Source organism: Spirillospora sp. NPDC048824, from assembly GCF_043198455.1.
GTDB lineage: Bacteria > Actinomycetota > Actinomycetes > Streptosporangiales > Streptosporangiaceae > Spirillospora.
On sequence record NZ_JBICUS010000012.1, the window covers coordinates 14,210 to 31,292 of the forward strand.

General features: G+C 72.0%; 18 protein-coding genes. 9 read left to right on the forward strand and 9 right to left on the reverse strand.

Annotation, left to right across the window (positions count from 1 at the left end; translation table 11 throughout):
* Window positions 1-112: 112 nt before the first annotated feature.
* The gene (gene fahA / locus ACGFIS_RS23285; protein WP_392972445.1) at window positions 113-1,330 is read left to right on the forward strand and encodes a fumarylacetoacetase; all 1,218 of its coding nucleotides are present in this window, start codon (window positions 113-115) and stop codon (window positions 1,328-1,330) included.
* A 31-nt stretch (window positions 1,331-1,361) separates the two neighbouring features.
* On the opposite strand, the gene ispF is transcribed toward fahA, so the two are convergent.
* Complete coding sequence (ispF, locus tag ACGFIS_RS23290) at window positions 1,362-1,829, reverse strand: 2-C-methyl-D-erythritol 2,4-cyclodiphosphate synthase (RefSeq protein ID WP_392912035.1); 468 nt, start codon at window positions 1,827-1,829, stop codon at window positions 1,362-1,364.
* 34 nt (window positions 1,830-1,863) lie between these two features.
* The gene (locus ACGFIS_RS23295; RefSeq protein WP_392912033.1) at window positions 1,864-2,346 is read right to left on the reverse strand and encodes a CarD family transcriptional regulator; all 483 of its coding nucleotides are present in this window, start codon (window positions 2,344-2,346) and stop codon (window positions 1,864-1,866) included.
* A gap of 422 nt (window positions 2,347-2,768) precedes the next feature.
* Here ACGFIS_RS23295 and ACGFIS_RS23300 point away from each other — a divergent pair, with 422 nt between their 5' ends.
* Both ACGFIS_RS23300 and ACGFIS_RS23305 read left to right on the forward strand, forming a co-directional pair.
* Window positions 2,769-3,542: a hypothetical protein gene (locus tag ACGFIS_RS23300; protein ID WP_392912031.1), complete on the forward strand. Its 774-nt coding sequence runs from the start codon at window positions 2,769-2,771 to the stop codon at window positions 3,540-3,542.
* A gap of 154 nt (window positions 3,543-3,696) precedes the next feature.
* Complete coding sequence (locus ACGFIS_RS23305; protein WP_392972447.1) at window positions 3,697-4,590, forward strand: hypothetical protein; 894 nt, start codon at window positions 3,697-3,699, stop codon at window positions 4,588-4,590.
* Window positions 4,591-4,705: 115 nt separating this feature from the next.
* Here ACGFIS_RS23305 and ACGFIS_RS23310 read toward each other — a convergent pair whose 3' ends face one another.
* Together ACGFIS_RS23310 and ACGFIS_RS23315 are read right to left on the reverse strand one after the other, a co-directional pair.
* Complete coding sequence (locus ACGFIS_RS23310; protein WP_392912027.1) at window positions 4,706-5,386, reverse strand: winged helix-turn-helix domain-containing protein; 681 nt, start codon at window positions 5,384-5,386, stop codon at window positions 4,706-4,708.
* The gene (locus tag ACGFIS_RS23315; RefSeq protein WP_392912025.1) at window positions 5,383-6,720 is read right to left on the reverse strand and encodes a sensor histidine kinase; all 1,338 of its coding nucleotides are present in this window, start codon (window positions 6,718-6,720) and stop codon (window positions 5,383-5,385) included. The genes ACGFIS_RS23310 and ACGFIS_RS23315 overlap by 4 nt, the downstream gene beginning before the upstream one ends.
* A gap of 213 nt (window positions 6,721-6,933) precedes the next feature.
* Here ACGFIS_RS23315 and phoU point away from each other — a divergent pair, with 213 nt between their 5' ends.
* Window positions 6,934-7,593, forward strand: coding sequence for a phosphate signaling complex protein PhoU (gene phoU / locus ACGFIS_RS23320; protein WP_392912023.1), 660 nt, complete (start codon window positions 6,934-6,936; stop codon window positions 7,591-7,593).
* Window positions 7,594-7,645: 52 nt separating this feature from the next.
* Here phoU and ACGFIS_RS23325 read toward each other — a convergent pair whose 3' ends face one another.
* Genes ACGFIS_RS23325 through mshA form a run of 3 tightly spaced genes read right to left on the reverse strand, consistent with a single transcriptional unit; the run spans window position 7,646 to window position 10,395 of the window.
* Entirely contained in the window at window positions 7,646-8,476 is an 831-nt protein-coding gene (locus tag ACGFIS_RS23325) for a phosphoglyceromutase (protein WP_392912021.1), read from the reverse strand.
* Window positions 8,477-8,505: 29 nt separating this feature from the next.
* On the reverse strand, window positions 8,506-9,012 hold the full coding sequence (locus tag ACGFIS_RS23330; protein ID WP_392972449.1) for a YbjN domain-containing protein: 507 nt from the start codon (window positions 9,010-9,012) through the stop codon (window positions 8,506-8,508).
* 42 nt (window positions 9,013-9,054) lie between these two features.
* Window positions 9,055-10,395, reverse strand: a complete 1,341-nt coding sequence (mshA, locus tag ACGFIS_RS23335) for a D-inositol-3-phosphate glycosyltransferase (protein WP_392912017.1) — start codon at window positions 10,393-10,395, stop codon at window positions 9,055-9,057.
* A gap of 135 nt (window positions 10,396-10,530) precedes the next feature.
* Here mshA and ACGFIS_RS23340 point away from each other — a divergent pair, with 135 nt between their 5' ends.
* A complete protein-coding gene (locus ACGFIS_RS23340) occupies window positions 10,531-11,292 on the forward strand; it encodes an SDR family NAD(P)-dependent oxidoreductase (protein ID WP_392972451.1) in 762 nt (253 codons plus the stop codon).
* A gap of 4 nt (window positions 11,293-11,296) precedes the next feature.
* On the opposite strand, the gene ACGFIS_RS23345 is transcribed toward ACGFIS_RS23340, so the two are convergent.
* On the reverse strand, window positions 11,297-12,193 hold the full coding sequence (locus ACGFIS_RS23345) for a class I SAM-dependent methyltransferase (RefSeq protein ID WP_392912013.1): 897 nt from the start codon (window positions 12,191-12,193) through the stop codon (window positions 11,297-11,299).
* Window positions 12,194-12,330: 137 nt separating this feature from the next.
* Between ACGFIS_RS23345 and ACGFIS_RS23350 the strand changes: the two genes are divergently transcribed.
* The 3 genes from ACGFIS_RS23350 to ACGFIS_RS23360 all read left to right on the forward strand — a co-directional run bounded on the left by ACGFIS_RS23350 (window position 12,331) and on the right by ACGFIS_RS23360 (window position 15,394).
* Complete coding sequence (locus tag ACGFIS_RS23350) at window positions 12,331-13,950, forward strand: AMP-binding protein (protein ID WP_392912011.1); 1,620 nt, start codon at window positions 12,331-12,333, stop codon at window positions 13,948-13,950.
* A gap of 97 nt (window positions 13,951-14,047) precedes the next feature.
* Window positions 14,048-14,836, forward strand: coding sequence for a TIGR03084 family metal-binding protein (locus ACGFIS_RS23355; RefSeq protein WP_392912009.1), 789 nt, complete (start codon window positions 14,048-14,050; stop codon window positions 14,834-14,836).
* 93 nt (window positions 14,837-14,929) lie between these two features.
* Entirely contained in the window at window positions 14,930-15,394 is a 465-nt protein-coding gene (locus tag ACGFIS_RS23360) for a universal stress protein (protein WP_392912007.1), read from the forward strand.
* Between the two features lie 22 nt (window positions 15,395-15,416).
* On the opposite strand, the gene ACGFIS_RS23365 is transcribed toward ACGFIS_RS23360, so the two are convergent.
* A complete protein-coding gene (locus ACGFIS_RS23365; protein WP_392912005.1) occupies window positions 15,417-15,929 on the reverse strand; it encodes an O-acetyl-ADP-ribose deacetylase in 513 nt (170 codons plus the stop codon).
* Window positions 15,930-16,188: 259 nt separating this feature from the next.
* On the opposite strand from ACGFIS_RS23365, the gene ACGFIS_RS23370 reads away from it, so the two are divergent.
* Window positions 16,189-17,061 carry an NAD-dependent epimerase/dehydratase family protein gene (locus ACGFIS_RS23370; protein WP_392912002.1) on the forward strand — a complete coding sequence of 291 codons (873 nt, stop codon included), beginning with the start codon at window positions 16,189-16,191 and terminating at the stop codon, window positions 17,059-17,061.
* Window positions 17,062-17,083 lie beyond the last annotated feature (22 nt).

Below are 17,083 nucleotides of genomic sequence, written 5' to 3' on the forward strand. Positions count from 1 at the left end.
GCCGCCGCGAACGACGCGAGGTGGGGCGCGTTCGGGGCGTCCGCGGGCCCCGGGCGGATCTGACGGCCGCGGGCCTGATCAGAACGCCGGACACTGGGGAAGATATGTCTCCATGACGTCCGTTTCATGGGTTGAGGTCGATGAGAACAGCGGCTTCGGCGTCGAGAACCTGCCGTACGGTGTCTTCTCCCGGCCGGGGGAGCTTCCCCGTGTCGGCGTGGCCATCGGTGGCCATGTCCTCGACCTGGCGGAGTTGTCCTCCACGGGCCTGGTGGAGGATCGCCGCTGCTTCGCGTCGGGGTCGCTGAACGCCTTCATGGTGGCCGGACGCACCGCCTGGGAGACCAACCGCGCCCGCCTCGTCGAACTGCTCACCGACGAGTCGTACCGCGAGCGGGTGGAACCGCATCTGATCCCGGTCACGGACGTGGAACTGCTGCGCCCCTTCGAGGTCGCCGATTTCGTCGACTTCTTCTCCTCCGAGCACCACGCCATGAACACGGGACGGATCTTCCGCCCGCAGGGCGAGCCGCTGACGCCCAACTGGAAGCGGTTGCCGGTCGCCTACCACGGACGCTCCGGCACGGTGTTCCCGTCGGGGACGCCGATCATCCGGCCGTCCGGGCAGCGCAGGACTCCGGGCGATCCCGAGCCGTCGTACGGGCCGTCGATGCGGCTCGACTTCGAGGCGGAGGTCGGGTTCGTCGCGGGAGTCCCGTCCGTCGCCGGGCACCGCGTCCCGGCCGAGGCGTTCCGCGACCACGTGTTCGGGTTCGTGCTGGTGAACGACTGGAGCGCCCGCGATCTGCAGGCGTGGGAGTCGCAGCCGCTCGGCCCGTTCCTCGGCAAGTCGTTCGCGACGTCGGTCTCGACGTGGGTCGTGCCGGTCGCGGCGCTGGAGCCGGCCCGCGTGTCCCCGCCCGTCCAGGACCCCGTTCCGCTCCCCTATCTGCGGTCCGAGGAGCCGTGGGGCCTGGACCTGCACCTGGAGGTCCTGATCAACGGCCAGGCCGTGGCGCGGCCGCGGTTCGCGTCGATGTACTGGACGCCGCCGCAGCAGCTCGCGCACGCGACGGTCAACGGCGCTCCGCTGCGCACCGGGGACCTTTTCGCCTCGGGCACGGTCTCAGGCCCCGAACGCGACCAGCGCGGCTGCATGCTGGAACTCAGCTGGAACGGCCAGGAGCCCCTCGAACTGGCCGACGGAACCGAGCGCACCTTCCTGGAGGACGGCGACACGGTCACCATCCGCGCCCAGGCCCCGGGCTCGTCCGGCTCCCGCATCACGCTGGGCGAGGTGATCGGGACCGTCCACCCCGCCCGCCCATGATTCCGTCGGGTCGCGGCGAAGATCGGCGGGGTCAGGCCGGGACCACCAGGGCGTTGGCTATGGCGGCCAGGCCCTCGCCCCGGCCCGTGAGGCCCAGGCCGTCGGTCGTCGTGGCCGAGACGGCGACGGGGGCGCCGCCGAGGGCCTCGGCCAGGACCTTCTCGGCCTCCGCCCGGCGTTTGCCGATCTTGGGCCGGTTGCCGATGACCTGGACGGCGACGTTGCCGATGGTGAAGCCGGCCTCGTTCACGAGGCGGGCGACCTCCCTGAGGAGGGTGACGCCGGAGGCACCCGACCAGCGCGGGTCGGCGGTGCCGAAGACGGCGCCGAGGTCCCCGAGGCCGCAGGCCGACAGCAGCGCGTCGCAGGCGGCATGCGCGGCGACGTCTCCGTCGGAGTGCCCGGCGAGCCCGTGGCCCTCACCGGGCCATTCGAGCCCGGCCACCCACAGCGGACGCGGCTGCGACGAGAACGGGTGGACGTCGGTACCGACGCCCACCCGTGGAAGCACTGCGCTCAACTCGTCCGGCCGATCAGCTGGCCAGCACCTCGTCGAGCAGAGCCTCCGCCTTGTCCTCGTTGGTCTTCTCCGCGAGCGCGAGCTCGCTGACCAGAATCTGGCGCGCCTTGGCGAGCATCCGCTTCTCACCCGCCGACAGGCCGCGCTCCCTGTCGCGCCGCCACAGGTCGCGGACGACCTCGGCGACCTTGTTCACATCGCCGGAGGCGAGCTTCTCAAGGTTCGCCTTGTACCGGCGGGACCAGTTGGTGGGTTCCTCGGTGTAGGGGGCGCGAAGCACCTCGAACACCTTCTCCAGACCCTCCTGGCCGACGACGTCGCGGACACCCACGTCCTCAACGTTTTCGACCGGGACCTGCACTGTCAGGTCGCCCTTGTCGACCTTCAAGACCAGATAGGTCTTTTCCTCACCTTTGATGGTGCGAGTCTCGATGGCCTCGATCCGAGCAGCCCCATGGTGGGGGTAGACGACGGTGTCGCCGACCTGGAAAGTCATGTGACAAGTACCCCTTCCGCTAGAACCAGGGTACCACGGAAACCTGCGTGGCCGAACCGGCGTTCCCGGCATATGCGCAGGTCAAGCTGCATATTGGGGTATTGACAAAGCCCTTTAATGGTGCATCGCCATCCAGTTCCCCGTACTCAGGGTAGCCGGAGAACCACCTTGATCTCGCCGGACAACCCTTACCGGTAAGGGGCCCCGGTTACAAGCATCCCCCCTGCCGGCCTCGCGGATGCGGCCCATACTGGAGGTGAGCAAGCCGGGCACTGCGGGTACGAAGCGGCCGGACGACCCGAATGGGACGGCAACCCACGGGAACCACCCCTTAACGGGACGCCGCCCCGGCGGGCACCCGGCTCATGGGAACGGCGGCGCCCGGCGGAACCGGGACGGGAGGCCGGGATGGGAGGTGCGGCGTGAGACCGGACGGCGGCGATCCGGAGCCCGACGACTACGGGCTTCCCCGCATTGACGTCGTCGTGCCCGATGACGCCCGCGAGCTCGAACGCGACATGCTCGCCTACCGCCGTGAGGAACGCCGCAGGCGGCGCCAAGCACGGGTCCGCCGCGTCACCCGTCCGCTGACCCGGTTCGGCGTCGCCATCCCGATCATCGCGGGGGCGCTGCTGATCGCGCTGCTCAGCGGCGTGCTGATGACCACGTTCGGGCCGAAGCCGGCACCGCGCCCGACGAGCGCCCAGCTGGCGCCGCGCCCGTCCGCCGGCCCCGGCGACGTCGGCGGGCTCCTGCCGCACCACGACGTCGACCTGGTGACCGGTGAGCGCACGGTCACGCCGCTGCGCGACCTGCGTCCGGGCGTCATCGGCATCGTCCCTCCCGAGTACGAGTGCGAGAGTGTGGTCGCGGAGCTCGCGGGCAGGACGCAGGAGAGCGTGCTGAACTTCTGGCTGGTCGCCGACCCGCGTCCGGCCGGCGAGCAGAAGGGGACGTCCCTGAAGGAACTGAGGGCGTGCGCGGGCACCGCCCATTACGGAACACCGCTGATCCTCGAAGACCGTGAGGGCGTCCTGGCGGAGGCGTACGCGCCGGCGCCCGGCTCGCCGGGTGCGGCCGCCTCCGGTCTGACGGCCGTGTTCGTGCAGCCGGACGGCGTGGTGAACGAGGTCGTTCAGGCGCCCGAGGCCGGACCGGAACTCTCCGAGAAGGTCCGGGCTCTGAGCGCCGGCTGACGGTCCGGGGTGGTCCCTCGCGCGAGGCGTGCGCGTGTCGGCGACCCCGAGGCGGGACTTGCGGGCGGGTCTCGCTACGCTTCCTCTGGCGTATCTCACGCCACTCTCACAACGCCAGCCTTTGCTGAACGACATTCGCGAGGAGACCGACGCCGTGATCCGAAACAGCCGCCGAATGGTCACGCTCGCCGTCGCGGGCGCCGTCGCCATCGCGCCGGTGATCACCGGCTGCGGCGCCGGCATGGAAGCTCAGTCCGCCGCCCCCACCCGACTGACCGAAGGCGTCAATCTGTCGGTGCCCAAGGGCGACCCCGCGGTGCAGATCAACCTGCGCAACATGTTCGTGCTGGGACCGAAGCCCGGCCAGGCGGTCCCCGCGGGCACGTCGCTGGCGCTCTACGGCGTGCTGATCAACGAGGTCGAGGGCAGGCAGGACCGGCTCGTCTCCGTCTCCTCGCCGCTCTTCGGCTCGGCGAAGATCGACGGCGGCGGGATCGCGCTGCCGCCCGCCGCGCCGGACGGGACGGGCAGCGTGACCAAGCTGCTCGGTGACGCGTCCGCGACCCCCGGCCCCACCCCTCAGGGTCAGACCGCCCGGCCGGGGAGCACGCCGACCGGAGCGCCGACGCAGGAGCCCACCGGCCCAGGCGCCACACCGGACGCGACCTCCAGCCCGACGTCCGGCAACACGGTCGGCCCGGCGGAGAGCGGTCCGCCGGTCATCACGGGTGAGGGGCAGCCGCGGGTGGTGCTGGCCGGCCTCAAGAGAGAACTGCTCGCCGGGGCGCCCATCACGCTGCGGATGCAGTTCGAGAAGGCCGGTGCCGTGGAGTTCCAGGTGCCGCTGATCTCGCAGCAGGGCGAGTACGCCACCTACCCGCTGCCCACGCCCGCCGGCCGGACATCGGCTTCACCGGGCGCCCCGCAGCCGTCTCCGGGCACCGAGCCCGCCCAGCCGGGCGCGTCCGCGTCACCGGGCGCCTCGCAGTCCCCCGGCACCTCGCAGTCCCCCGGCGCCTCGCAGTCCCCGGGCGCGGCCGGCCACTGACCCCGTCTCGCACCGCGAGGACGGCACACCGCCGGACAGAGCAAGAGAAGGAACGGCCCGTATGGCGCTCTCGCCGTACGGGCCGTTCTGCGTGCTCACGAGTTGTGCGTGCTGATCAGGGCTCGAACTTATAGCCCAGGCCGCGGACGGTGACGATGTAGCGCGGCGTTGACGGGACTTCCTCGATCTTGGCGCGGAGGCGCTTGACGTGCACGTCCAGCGTCTTGGTGTCCCCCACGTAGTCGGCGCCCCACACGCGGTCGATCAGCTGCATCCGGGTCAGGACACGGCCGGCGTTGCGCAGCAGCACCTCCAGCAGCTCGAACTCCTTGAGCGGCAGCTGGACGGGTTCACCGGCGACGCTGACCACGTGCCGTTCGACGTCCATCCGGACGGGACCGGCCTCCAGCGTCGCGGGCGACAGCTCCTCGACCTCGCCCTGCCGGCGCAGGACGGCCCGCATCCGGGCGACCAGCTCGCGCGTCGAGAACGGCTTGGTGACGTAGTCGTCGGCGCCGAGCTCCAGGCCGACGACCTTGTCGACCTCGCTGTCCTTGGCGGTCAGCATGATGACGGGGACGCTGGACTTGGCGCGCAGCTCCCGGCACACCTCGGTGCCGGGAAGCCCGGGGAGCATGAGGTCGAGCAGCACGAGGTCGGCACCGTTGCGCTCGAAGATGTCCAGCGCGTCGGGGCCCGTGGCGGCGACGGCCACCTCGAAACCCTCCTTGCGCAGGTTGTACGACAGTGCGTCGCTGAACGACTCTTCGTCTTCCACGACGAGCACGCGGGTCACGGTGTTGCCTCCTGGGCGGTGTTCTGTGGGTCTTCCTCTACGTCCGCGTCTTCCGCCGCGTCCGCGTCCCTTCTCACGTCGGCGTCTCTGCCGGCGGCCGGGCCGATCGGCGCCGCCGCGTCTGCTCCGGCGGCGGGATCCCGGCTCCTCGCGGGGTCTCTTCCCGCGGCCGCGCCGGCGGCACGAGGCGGGACGGCGGCGTCGAGCAGCGGCAGCCGGATCGTGAACGTCGACCCGTGGCCCTCCTTGCTCCACACGGTCACCTCCCCGCCGTGCTTACCGGTGACGTGCTTGACGATGGCGAGCCCGAGGCCGGTGCCGCCGGTCTGGCGGGACCGGGCCGGGTCGACCCGGTAGAAGCGCTCGAAGATCCGCTCCACCTCGCCGTCAGGGATGCCGATGCCCTGGTCGGTCACGTTGACCTCGACCTGCCCGTCGTCGCGCATCCGGGTCGCGACGACGACGCGGGTGCTCTCCGGGCTGTACGCGACGGCGTTGTCGACCAGGTTGCGGAGCGCGGTGACGAGGAGTTCCTGGTCCCCCCGCACCCGCAGGCCGTCCTCGCCGCCGACGGTCAGCTCGATGTCCTTGGCGGACGCCTTGAACTGGCAGCGCTCCAGCGCCTCGGCGGTCACCTCGTCCAGCGTGACGGGACGCAGATCCGGGAGCGGCTCGTCCCCCTGGACGCGCGACAGCGTCATCAGGTCCTGGACGAGGTTCGTCAGCCGCACCGACTCGTACTGCATCCGGCCCGCGAACCGCCGGATCGCCTCGGGGTCGTCGGCGGCGTTCTCGACCGTCTCCGCGAGCAGCGACAGCGCGCCCACGGGCGTCTTGAGCTCGTGGCTGACGTTCGCCACGAAGTCGCGGCGGATCGCCTCGGTGCGGTGCATGTCGGTGAGGTCCTCGGCCAGCACCAGGACGAGCCCGTGCGACCCGAGCGGGGCCACCCGCACCGCGAACCAGCGTCCGTCGGCACGGCTTCGCGCGCCCGTCGGACCGACCTGGATCTCGGCCTCGCGGATCTCCCCGTCCCGCCGGACGAGCCGGGCCATCGCCAGCACCTCGTCCACCACGAGCCGGTCGCCGCTGACCAGCCCGAACGCCCGCGCGGCCGAACTGGCGCGCAGGACACGGTCCTCGCCGTCCACCACGACGGCGGACGACCGAAGGACGCTGAGCACCGAGGCGACGCCCGGCGGCAGACCGCCCACCGGCGCCGCGGGAACCGCCGCATGCTCGGCCCGCTCGCTCACTCGCACCGCCAATCCAGTCGCGAGCCCGATCGCGAGCCCGGCAAGCCCCGTCAGGATCGCGATAATCTCGACCTCCACACCACGGATCGTAAGCGGCATCCGGACTCCTCCCACCCGGAGTCGCTGGTCACGGCGATCTCGTTCCCCGAAAGTTCACCTTCCTATCCGGACGCGTTCACGCCGGCAAGGCAGGCTGTGGCGTGGGCGAGTCCGTCCGAACGTCCCCAACGGCCCCCGGAAACTCCCCGAACCCCCGCCCGTTTCGCCCTCATTCCTACGAAGGATTCTGAATTGCGCGACGCCTATCACGAGGAGCTCGACTCCCTCGCCGACCGGCTGGTGGAGATGACCCGCCTCGTCCGCTCCGCGATGGCCCGCGCGGTGACCGCGCTCCTGGACGCCGACCTGCGCCTGTCCGAGGAGGTCATCAGCGGGGACGACCACGTCAACAAGATCGACGCGGAGATCGAGGAGATCGTCTTCGACCTCATGGCCCGGCAGCAGCCCGTGGCCGGTGACCTGCGCACCCTCATCACCACGCTGCGGATGAGCGGCGACCTCGAACGCATGGGCGACCTCGCCGTCCACATCGCCAAGACCGCCCGCCGCCGGCACCCCGAGTCGGCGGTCCCGCCCGAGCTTCAGGCCACCGTCCTCGAGATGGGGCAGATCGCCGAACGCATGATCGCCAAGGCGGGCAGCGTCATCGCGTCACAGGACGTCGAGATGGGCCTCGAACTGGACGGCGACGACGACCAGATGGACCGCCTCCACCGCCGCCTCTTCGACCTCCTGCTGTCCCCCAAGTGGACGCACGGCGTCGAGCCCGCGGTCGACATCACCCTCGCCGGCCGCTACTTCGAACGTTTCGCCGACCATGCCGTCCACGTGGCGGAGAACGTCGTCTACCTGGTCACGGGCCAGCGCCCCGAAGAGATCAACGACCTCTGACGCGGCCGGGCCCGGGTGCGGAGGGCCGCCGGCGCCCGGCGGCCCTCACCGGCTACTTCCTTCTGCCGCGCCTGGGCTTGGACTTGGACTTGGCGTCCTTCGGGAGCGGCGGGGCGGGGGGCTTGGGGCCGCCCTTCTTCGCGGCGCCCTGGTTCTTGACGGCTTCGATGGCGGCCTTGGCGGCGGCCGGGTCGAGGTACTCACCGCCGCGCTTGAGGGGGGCGAAGTCGTCGTCGAGCTCGTAGACCAGCGGGATGCCGGTGGGGATGTTGAGGCCGACGACCTGCTCGTCGGTGAGGTCGTCCAGGTGCTTGACCATGCCGCGCAGGGAGTTGCCGTGGGCGGCGACCAGGACGGTCTTGCCGGCGGCCAGGTCGGGAACGATCGCGTCGTACCAGTACGGCAGGAAGCGATCGACGACGTCGGCGAGGCACTCCGTACGCGGGATCAGTTCGGAGGGCAGTTCGGCGTAGCGGAGGTCGTTGACCTGGGAGAGCGGGTCGTCGTCCTTGATGGGGGGCGGCGGGGTGTCGTAGGAGCGTCGCCAGGTCATGAACTGCTCTTCGCCGAACTCCTCGCGCGTCTGAGCCTTGTTCTTGCCCTGGAGGGCGCCGTAGTGGCGCTCGTTGAGACGCCAGGAGCGCTTGACGGGGATCCAGAGGAGGTCGGCCACGTCCAAGGCGATGTTGGCGGTGCGGATGGCCCGCTTCAGCAAAGAGGTGTGCACCACGTCGGGGGTGATGTCGGCGTCGAGCAGCAGGTCGCCGCCCTTGGTCGCCTCACCCTCGCCCTTCGCGGACAGGTCGACGTCCACCCAGCCGGTGAACAGCCCTTCCGCGTTCCAGACGCTTTCGCCATGCCGGAGCAATACCAGGGTCGCCATGACATCAGAGCCTATCGGCCCGGTCAGGGTCACCGGCCGTCGGCGGGGTCGCGGTTGGCGGGGTCGGCGAAGGAGGCGAACGCCTGGAGGTTGGCGAGGCTTTCGCCGCGCTTGACGCGCCAGTCCCATTCGCGCTGGATGGACGTTCTGAACCCGCGTTCGAGGGCCTTGTCGAAGTTCTCGTCCGAGTAGGTGAGGACGCAGCCGAGGAGACGGTCGATCTCGTCCGGGGACACCGACTCCAGGGCGACCCTCCCGACGAGGTGGACGTCGCCGACGTCGTCCAGGGCGAACGCGACCCCGTACATGCGGCCGTTCTTCTCCAGGAGGAAGCGGTAGAACTCGGCGTGGTTCTCGTCGGGGCGGCGGCAGAAGAACGCCTCGACGTGCAGGCTGTGCTCACCGACGATCAGCCAGGTCATGGTGGCGAGCTTGTGCTGTCCGGGGAGCTTGACGAAGAACGCGTTCTCGCGGGGTTCGTCGAACTCCAGCCCGGCGGCCTCCAGGGTCTCCCGGATGGTCTCAACCTGATTCACACCTGGCTCCTCGCGGGGAACGACGCCCCCGGTTCACATCGCTCATGCTGTGGCCTCCGCGGTGACGGGTGCGGCCCGGACCGCCGGAATCGACATGGCACCGGTATACACGGCGCCGCTGTACACATCGAGGAGGTTGTCGACCGTGGCGTCCCATCCGAAGCTGTGCCCGTGCCGGACGGCGCCGCGGGAGAGCCGGGCGTGCAGGCCGGGTTCGGCGTGCAGGCGGCGAAGGACGGCGGCGTAGTCGGCGGGATCGTGGCCGCGGATCAGGACGCCGGACTCGCCGTCGGCGACGGCGGTGCACAGGCCGCCGACGCGGGACGCGACGACGGGTGTCCCGCAGGCCTGGGACTCGACGGCGACGAGGCCGAACGACTCGCTGTGCGAGGGGACGACGGTGACGTCCGCGGCCCGGTACCAGTCGGCCAGCTCGGACTGCGGGCTCGGGGGTTCGAACCGCATGACGTCGCTGATGCCGAGTTCGGCCGCGAGGTTCTGCAGGCCCTCGGGGCGGCACCGTCCGGAGCCGCTCGGGCCCCCCACGACGGCGACGACGAGCTGCGAGCGCAGGGCCGGGTCGTCCGCCAGCATGCGGGCGACGGCGCGGAGCAGGACGTCGGGTGCCTTGAGCGGCTGGATGCGGCCGACGAACAGCAGCACGTACGCGTCGCGGGGCAGGCCGAGGCGTCGGCGGGCGGGCGCGGTCCGGTGCGGGAGCAGGCCTGCGCCGCGGGCGAGCAGGGGCGATTCGGGGCGGAAGAGGGAGAGGTCGACGCCGGGGCTGACGGTCGCGACGCGGGACGGGTCGGCGCCGTACAGGTCGACGAGTTCGCGGGCTTCTTTGGCGGTGTTGGCGACGAGCTGGTCGGACGACGCGACGACCTGTTCCTCGCCCAGGACGCGTTCGGCCGGTTCCGCCTTGTCGCCGTCGGCGAGCGCGGCGTTCTTCACTTTGGCCATGGTGTGCATGGAGTGGACGAGCGGGACGCCCCAGCGCTGCTTCGCCGCCCAGCCCGCCTGGCCGGACAGCCAGTAGTGGGTGTGGAGGAGGTCGTAGTGGCCGGGGTCGTGTGCCGCCTCGGCGCGCAGGACGCCGGAGGTGAAGCCGCACAGGTGCCGGGGAAGTTCGGTCTTGTCCAGTTCCTCGAACGGCCCGGCGACGACGTTGCGGACCAGGACGCCCGGCGCCAGCTCGACGACGGGAGGCATGGCGCGGCAGGTCGCACGGGTGAAGATGTCGACCTCGACGCCTCGCGCGGCGAGGCGCTTGGCCACCTCGACGATGTAGACGTTCATGCCGCCCGCGTCGCCGGTACCGGGTTGATCAAGGGGGGAAGTATGAACACTGACCGTCGCAACTCGGTTGATACGACGCGACACCGGACACCACCTCCGGTAGTGCAACCTATCGACCGCGTTGGGTGTTCCCTCAGGAAGGGGGCCAACCGTCACTTCTCGCCACAGTGACCGACCTCACCGGCGCCCCGCCCCCGCGGGCCTGGGAGGCTTGGTCCCATGCGTAAGACCGCGGTAGTGACCGGAGCAAGCAGTGGGATCGGGGCCGCCACGGCCAGGCGCCTCGCGGCGGAGGGATTCAACGTCGTGCTCGCCGCGCGGCGCCGGGACCGGCTGGACGCCCTCGCCAAGAAGATCGCCGAGGACGTGCCGGGCGCCGGCAAGGTCGTCTCGATCACGCTGGACGTGACCTCGCAGGAGTCGGTGGACGCCCTCGCCGCCGCGATCGACGGCTGCCACGTGCTGGTCAACAACGCCGGCGGCGCCATCGGCCTCGACCCCGTCGCCACCGCCGATCTGGGCGAGTGGCAGGCGATGTACGACACCAACGTCCTCGGTCTCGTGCGCGTGACCAAGGCGCTGCTGCCCAAGCTGATCGAGAGCGGCGCCGGGCACATCGTCAACGTCACCTCGCTCGCCGCGCACGTCCCGTACGAGGGCGGCGGCGGCTACAACGCGGCCAAGCACGCCGCCTTCGCGGTCAACGACGTGATGCGGCTCGAACTGGTCGCCGAACCCGTCCGCATCACCGAGATCGCCCCCGGGCTGGTGAAGACGGAGGAGTTCTCGCTGGTCCGGTTCCACGGGGACGAGGAGAAGGCCGCCAAGCCGTACGAGGGCGTCCCGGAGCCGCTGGTCGCCGAGGACGTCGCCGACTGCGTGGCCTGGGCCGTCACCCGTCCCCCGCACGTCAACATCGACCGCATCGACGTCCAGCCGCGCGTGCAGGCCGCCCCCCACAAGCTGCACCGCGAACAGTAGAGGCTCACCTGGGGCGGGGCGCGACCGCCGTCCAGGGGAGGGTCAGTTCGCCGAGGCGCCAGCGGTGCCTGCCGCCGTAGGGCGGGCGGGCGAGGACGGGATGGGTCCGGGCGAGCAGCGTCACCGCCTCGATCCAGCGGGCGCGCGGGCCGAACGCCGAGTGCGGGGCGGCGGCCGCCCAGCAGCGGTCGAACGCCACGAGCAGATCGTGCACGGGCTCGCCGGGGACGTTGCGGTGGATCAGCGTCTTCGGGAGCCGCTCCGCCAGGGCGGACGGGCGGTCGAGCGTCGGCAGATGGGCCGCGAACGTGATCGTCCGCGGACCGCCCGGGGTGAGCGTCACCCAGACCGCGCGGCGTCCGATCTCGTCGCAGGTTCCCTCGACGAGGACGCCGGCCGGGTCGAGGCGGGCGCGCAGTTCGTCCCAGGCGCGCCAGGCCGCGGGCTCGTCGTACTGCCGCAGGACGTTGAACGCCCTGATCAGGACGGGCGGGCGCTCGACCGGCAGTTCGAAGCCGCCGCGCAGGAACGTCAGGCCGCCGTAGGGGTCGTCGTCGCGCCGGGATTCCGCGCCCCGTCCGGCATCGGACGCCCTGAGGGCGGCGAGGAAGTCAAGTCCGGCGGCGACCCGGCCCGGGTCTATCTCGATGCCGGCGACCTCCAGGCGCGGCGAGACGGCGCGGAGCCGGGTGAAGAGCTCGAACGTCGTGATCGGGGAGGCGCCGTAGCCGAGATCGACGGCCAGCGGTGCGGTGTCCCGGCCCGGCTGGGCCCGGCGCGCTGGGGCCGAGCGCAGCGGGCCGGTCTGGGTGGCGGTGATCCAGCGGTCCACGCGGCGCAGCCGGTTGGGGGCGGTGGTGCCGCGGGTCACCTCGCCCCGCGGCTTCTTGACTGGGGGCACCGGGTAATTCTTCCGTCTCGCCCCCTATGCCTGGTACGCCCGATGCCTTGTACGCCCGCGAAAACCCGACCCCGCCGAACGAGATTCGGTAAGCCAGTGGTTACGGTGCTGTCGACACCGTCCCCCGAGGAGTGCCGATGCTCGACCTGGCGACCCTGCACGAGGCCATCGCCGCCGCCGTCCCCGACCGCGAATGCCTGGTCTGGCGCGACCGCCGGATGACCTGGCGCGAGGTGTCCGACCGGACACGGCGGCTGGCGAACGTCCTGCACGGCAACGGGCTCGGCCTGCACGGCGACGGGTCCGGCGCGCGGACGCCCGAGCCGTGGGAGTCGCCCCACGATCACCTCGCCCTCTACCTGCACAACGGGCCGGAGTACCTGGAAGGCCTGGTCGGCGCGCACAAGGCCCGGCTCGCGCCGTTCAACGTCAACTACCGGTACGTGGACGACGAGCTGGCGCACCTCTTCGGGGACGCCCGCCCGGCGGGCGTGATCTACCACGCCCGGTTCGCGCCGGTGATCGGACGGGTGGTCAAGCGGCTCGACCGGGCCCCGCTGCTGCTCCAGGTGGCGGACGAGTCCGGCGAGGAGCTGCTGCCCGGCGCGCTGGACTACGAGGAGGCGCTCGCGCAGGCGTCCTCCGAGCCCCTCCAGGACGTGCGTCCCGAGGCCGGTGACCTGCACATCCTCTACACCGGCGGGACGACCGGGATGCCGAAGGGCGTGCTGTGGCGGATCGGCGACCTGATGCTCGGCCCGCTGGGAATGCGGCACCGCGACGGCTCCCCCGTCACCGATCTCGGTGATGCCGTCGAGATCGCCGTCCGGAGCGAGCACCGCGTGCTCGTCGGCCCGCCCCTCATGCACGGCGCGGGGACGTGGTCATCGCTGGGCGGCTGGTGCGGAGGCGCGTGCGTGATCTTCCCCGACCGGGTGGACGGCCTGGACGCCGCCGACCTGATGGCCACGGCGGAACGCGAGCGCGTCACCCGGATGCCGCTGGTGGGGGACGCCTTCGCCCGCCCGATCGTCGAGGCGCTGGAGGCTCGCGGCCACGACCTCGGCTCCCTGCGGACGTTCGTCAACTCGGCGGCGGCCATCAGCCCCGCCGTCAAGCGGCGGCTCCTCGAACTCCTCCCGCACTCCCGGATCGTGGACATCCTCGGTTCGTCGGAGTCCGGTTTCCAGGTCGCCCGCAGCGGCTCGTCCGCGACGACGTTCATGCCGGCTCCGGGGACGGCCGTCCTCAGCGCCGACCGGTCGCGCCGCCTCGCGCCGGGCGAGGACGAGATGGGCTGGCTGGCCAAGGGCGGCGGCTCGATCCCCCTCGGTTACCTCGGCGATCCGGCGAAGACCGCGGCCACGTTCCGCATGCTGGACGGCGAGCGGCTCGTCGTCCCGGGCGACCGGGCGCGGCTGCTCGCGGACGGAACCGTCGAGGTCCACGGGCGGGAGGCCACGACGATCAACACCGGCGGGGAGAAGGTGTTCGCCGAGGAGGTCGAGAACGTCCTGCGGGGGCTGCCCGGTGTCACGGACGCCCTGGTGGTCGGCCGTCCGAGCGAGCGCTGGGGGACGGAGATCGTCGCGGTGATCCGTCCCGCCGGGGCCTCGGGCGACGAGGAGCTGCGGGCGGGATGCGCCGTCCATCTGGCCCGCTACAAGATCCCGAAGGCGTTCGTCCGGACCGATCACGGCCTGCGCCTGCCCAACGGCAAGGCCGACTACGCCGCCGCCCGCGCCCTGCTCGACTGAACAGGGGCCCGACCGGCAGGGAACTCGACCGGCGGCGGCTCGACCGAACGAAATTCCGTTCTGGACGGACGGCACCGTTCCGCGAGATCCTTGCGGCATGCCGGACCTGCACAGCCTCCTCGCCGACCTGGCCGCCGAGGGCGACTCCGCCGACGCTCTCGTCGCGCCGCTGCCCGCCGCCCGCTGGGCCTGCCCGACACCGGCCGAGGGCTGGACGATCGCGCACCAGATCTCCCACCTCGCCTGGACGGACGCCCAGGCCGTCGTCGCGGCGACCGACGCCGGCGCGTTCGCGAAACTCATCGAGGAGGCCCTGGCCGACCCGGCCGGCTATGTGGAGGCCGGGGCCGCGGAAGGCGCCGCCGAAGACCCCGCCCGCCTCCTCGCCCGCTGGCGGGACGGGCGGCGCCGCATGGTCGGCGCCCTGGCCGCCGTCCCGGCGGGCACGCGCCTCCCCTGGTTCGGGCCGCCGATGAGCGCGGCGTCCATGGCGACCGCGCGGCTCATGGAGACATGGGCGCACGGCGAGGACGTCGCCGACGCGCTCGGCGAACGGCGCGAGCCCACGCACCGGCTCCGGCACGTCGCCCACATCGGCGTCCGGACCCGCGACTTCTCGTTCCGCAATCGCGGCCTTGAGCCGCCCGCCGAGGAGTTCCGCGTCGTCCTGAAGGGCCCGGCGGGCGAGGAGTGGACGTGGGGTCCGCCGGACGCGGCGCAGTCGGTCACCGGCCCCGCGCTCGACTTCTGTCACCTGGCCACCCAGCGGCGCCACCGCGACGACCTCGCCCTCACCGCGTCCGGCGCGGACGCCGACCGCTGGCTGGACGTCGCCCAGGCGTTCGCCGGCCCGCCCGGCCCCGGCCGTTCCCCCGCGACGACCTGAGCCAAGACGTCCACGGCGGACGCCGCACGTGAGATCGGGCACTACTCGGGGCGTTCGCGTTCAGCCCGGCCGGGCTCGGAGATGTGTAGCGGTATGACGATTCTCATTGCGTACGACGGCTCTGACGACGCGCAGGCCGCGATCGAGTTCGCGGCCCGGCACGTCAGGCCCGAGCCGGCCGTGGTCATGACGGTGTGGGAGCCGCTGCTGGCGCAGATCAGCTGGGCGCCGCTCGCCGCCGCGACGCCGGTGGCCGCCTGGCAGGAGGGTGACCGGTACGAGGAGGAGAAGCAGGCCGAGCGGCTCGCGCAGCACGGCGCCGACCTCGCGCTCGCCGCCGGGCTGACCGAGGTGGCGACGCGCGCCGAACGCGGCGGCGGGCCGGTCTGGGCCGCCATCGTGGACGTCGCGGACGAGCTGAACGCCTCGCTGGTCGTCACCGGGTCGCGTGGCCTGGCGGGCGCCCGGTCGGTGATCCTGGGCAGCGTCTCCACGCGTGTTCTTCATCACGTCCGGCGCCCGACGCTGGTCGTGCCGCCCCCGAAGGAGGAGGACTGACCGGGGCCCCGGACCGAGTGGGCTACGGCATGCCGAGGACGCGTTCGAAGGCGGCGTAGGCGTCGGAGGTGAACAGGACGAACCGGACGTCGGTGACCTTCGTCGGGGCGGAGCGGACGGTGCCGACGGCGATGCGGGCGGCGTCGTCCACTGGCCAGCCGTAGATGCCCGCCGACACGGCGGGGAACGCGATGGAATCGACGTCGAGTTCGTCGGCGATGCGCAGGGATTCGCGGTAGCAGGAGGCGAGTTGGGCGGTCCGGTCGTCGGACGCGGAGTAGACCGGGCCGACGGTGTGGATGACCCAGTCGGCGGGCAGCCGTCCGGCGGTCGTCGCGACCGCCTGGCCGATCGGGAGGCCGCCGCCGTAGTGCGACGCGCGCAGCCGGCGGCACGCGTCCAGGATCTCCGGACCGCCCCTGCGGTGGATCGCGCCGTCCAGACCGCTGCCGCCCAGGAGGGACGAGTTGGCCGCGTTCACGACCGCGCCGACCTCCTGCTCGGTGATGTCGCCCTGGATAAGAGTGATCTTCATGTCCGCCGTTCCTCCGCCGCGACCGAACCCCATCAGAGGAGAAGAATTCTCTCCCGGGCCGGTCGCGAAACGCATGCGGGCGGTTCCCGGCGGTACGCTCATGGCGGACGAGGCTCCGGGGGCGGTGCGACTCGTCCGACGTCGTCCGGCCAGGATGCGGGGGTTCGATGCGGAAGGCCGGGCGTGACCACTGAAAGAGTGACTGCCTATCCTGCTGTCAAGACGACCACAAAGGCGTGAAAGTCGTGGAGGTACCCCCTTGAAGATTCTCCTCGCCGGAGCGACCGGAGTCGTCGGTCGCCGGCTGATCCCGCTGCTCGTCCAGGCGGGCCACGAGGTCGCAGGGACGACGCGCCGGCCCGGCCGTGCCGGGATGCTGCGCGACCTCGGCGCCACGCCGGTCGTCGTGGACGTCCTCGACGCCGCCGCCGTGCGCAAGGCCGTCGCGGCCGAGCGTCCGGACGCGGTGATCCACCAGCTCACCGATCTCAGCGACGAGGACTTCGAAGCCAACTCGCATCTGCGGATCGAGGGCACCCGCAACCTCGTCGAGGCCGCCCTGACCGCGGACGTCGAGACCATGATCGCGCAGAGCATCGCGTGGCTGTACCGGCCGGGAGAGGCGCCCGCCGTCGAAGTCGATCCGCTCGACGCGTCGCTGCCGCCGTACGCGGGCGTCGCGGCGCTCGAGAACGCCGTCGCGGAGATGCCGCGCGGCGTCGTGCTGCGGTACGGCGCCCTCTACGGGCCGGGGACGTGGTACGCGCCCGACGGTGCGATCGCCGAGCGGGTGCGGGCGGGCAGCCTGCGCCTGGCGCCCGCGTGGACGTCGTTCGTGCACGCCGACGACGCGGCGTCCGCGGCGCTGGCGGCGCTCGACTGGCCCGCCGGCGCGGTCAACATCGTCGACGACGAGCCGGCGACGACGGCCGACTGGCTGCCGGTCTACAGCGCGGCGCTTGGTGCGCCGACGCCGGGGAGCGCCGGCAAGCACGCCGCCACGACGGGCCGTCCGGTGTCGAACGCCAGGGCTCTGAGCCTCGGCTGGAAGCCGCAGGTCCCGTCCTGGCGCACGGGGTTCTCCCAGATGGACGGCACCGCGGCGATGAACGGCGCCGCCCGGGTCGACTGACACCCCAGGTAGGACATTTTCG

Bases quoted from the DNA above. Each gene is read 5' to 3' on its own strand.
- ACGFIS_RS23295 (WP_392912033.1), bottom strand. From the start codon at position 2,346: ATGACTTTCCAGGTCGGCGACACCGTCGTCTACCCCCACCATGGGGCT.
- ACGFIS_RS23340 (WP_392972451.1), top strand. From the start codon at position 10,531: ATGCGTAAGACCGCGGTAGTGACCGGAGCAAGCAGTGGGATCGGGGCC.
- ACGFIS_RS23355 (WP_392912009.1), top strand. From the start codon at position 14,048: ATGCCGGACCTGCACAGCCTCCTCGCCGACCTGGCCGCCGAGGGCGAC.
- fahA (WP_392972445.1), top strand. From the start codon at position 113: ATGACGTCCGTTTCATGGGTTGAGGTCGATGAGAACAGCGGCTTCGGC.
- ACGFIS_RS23360 (WP_392912007.1), top strand. From the start codon at position 14,930: ATGACGATTCTCATTGCGTACGACGGCTCTGACGACGCGCAGGCCGCG.
- ACGFIS_RS23350 (WP_392912011.1), top strand. From the start codon at position 12,331: ATGCTCGACCTGGCGACCCTGCACGAGGCCATCGCCGCCGCCGTCCCC.
- ACGFIS_RS23325 (WP_392912021.1), bottom strand. From the start codon at position 8,476: ATGGCGACCCTGGTATTGCTCCGGCATGGCGAAAGCGTCTGGAACGCG.
- ACGFIS_RS23365 (WP_392912005.1), bottom strand. From the start codon at position 15,929: ATGAAGATCACTCTTATCCAGGGCGACATCACCGAGCAGGAGGTCGGC.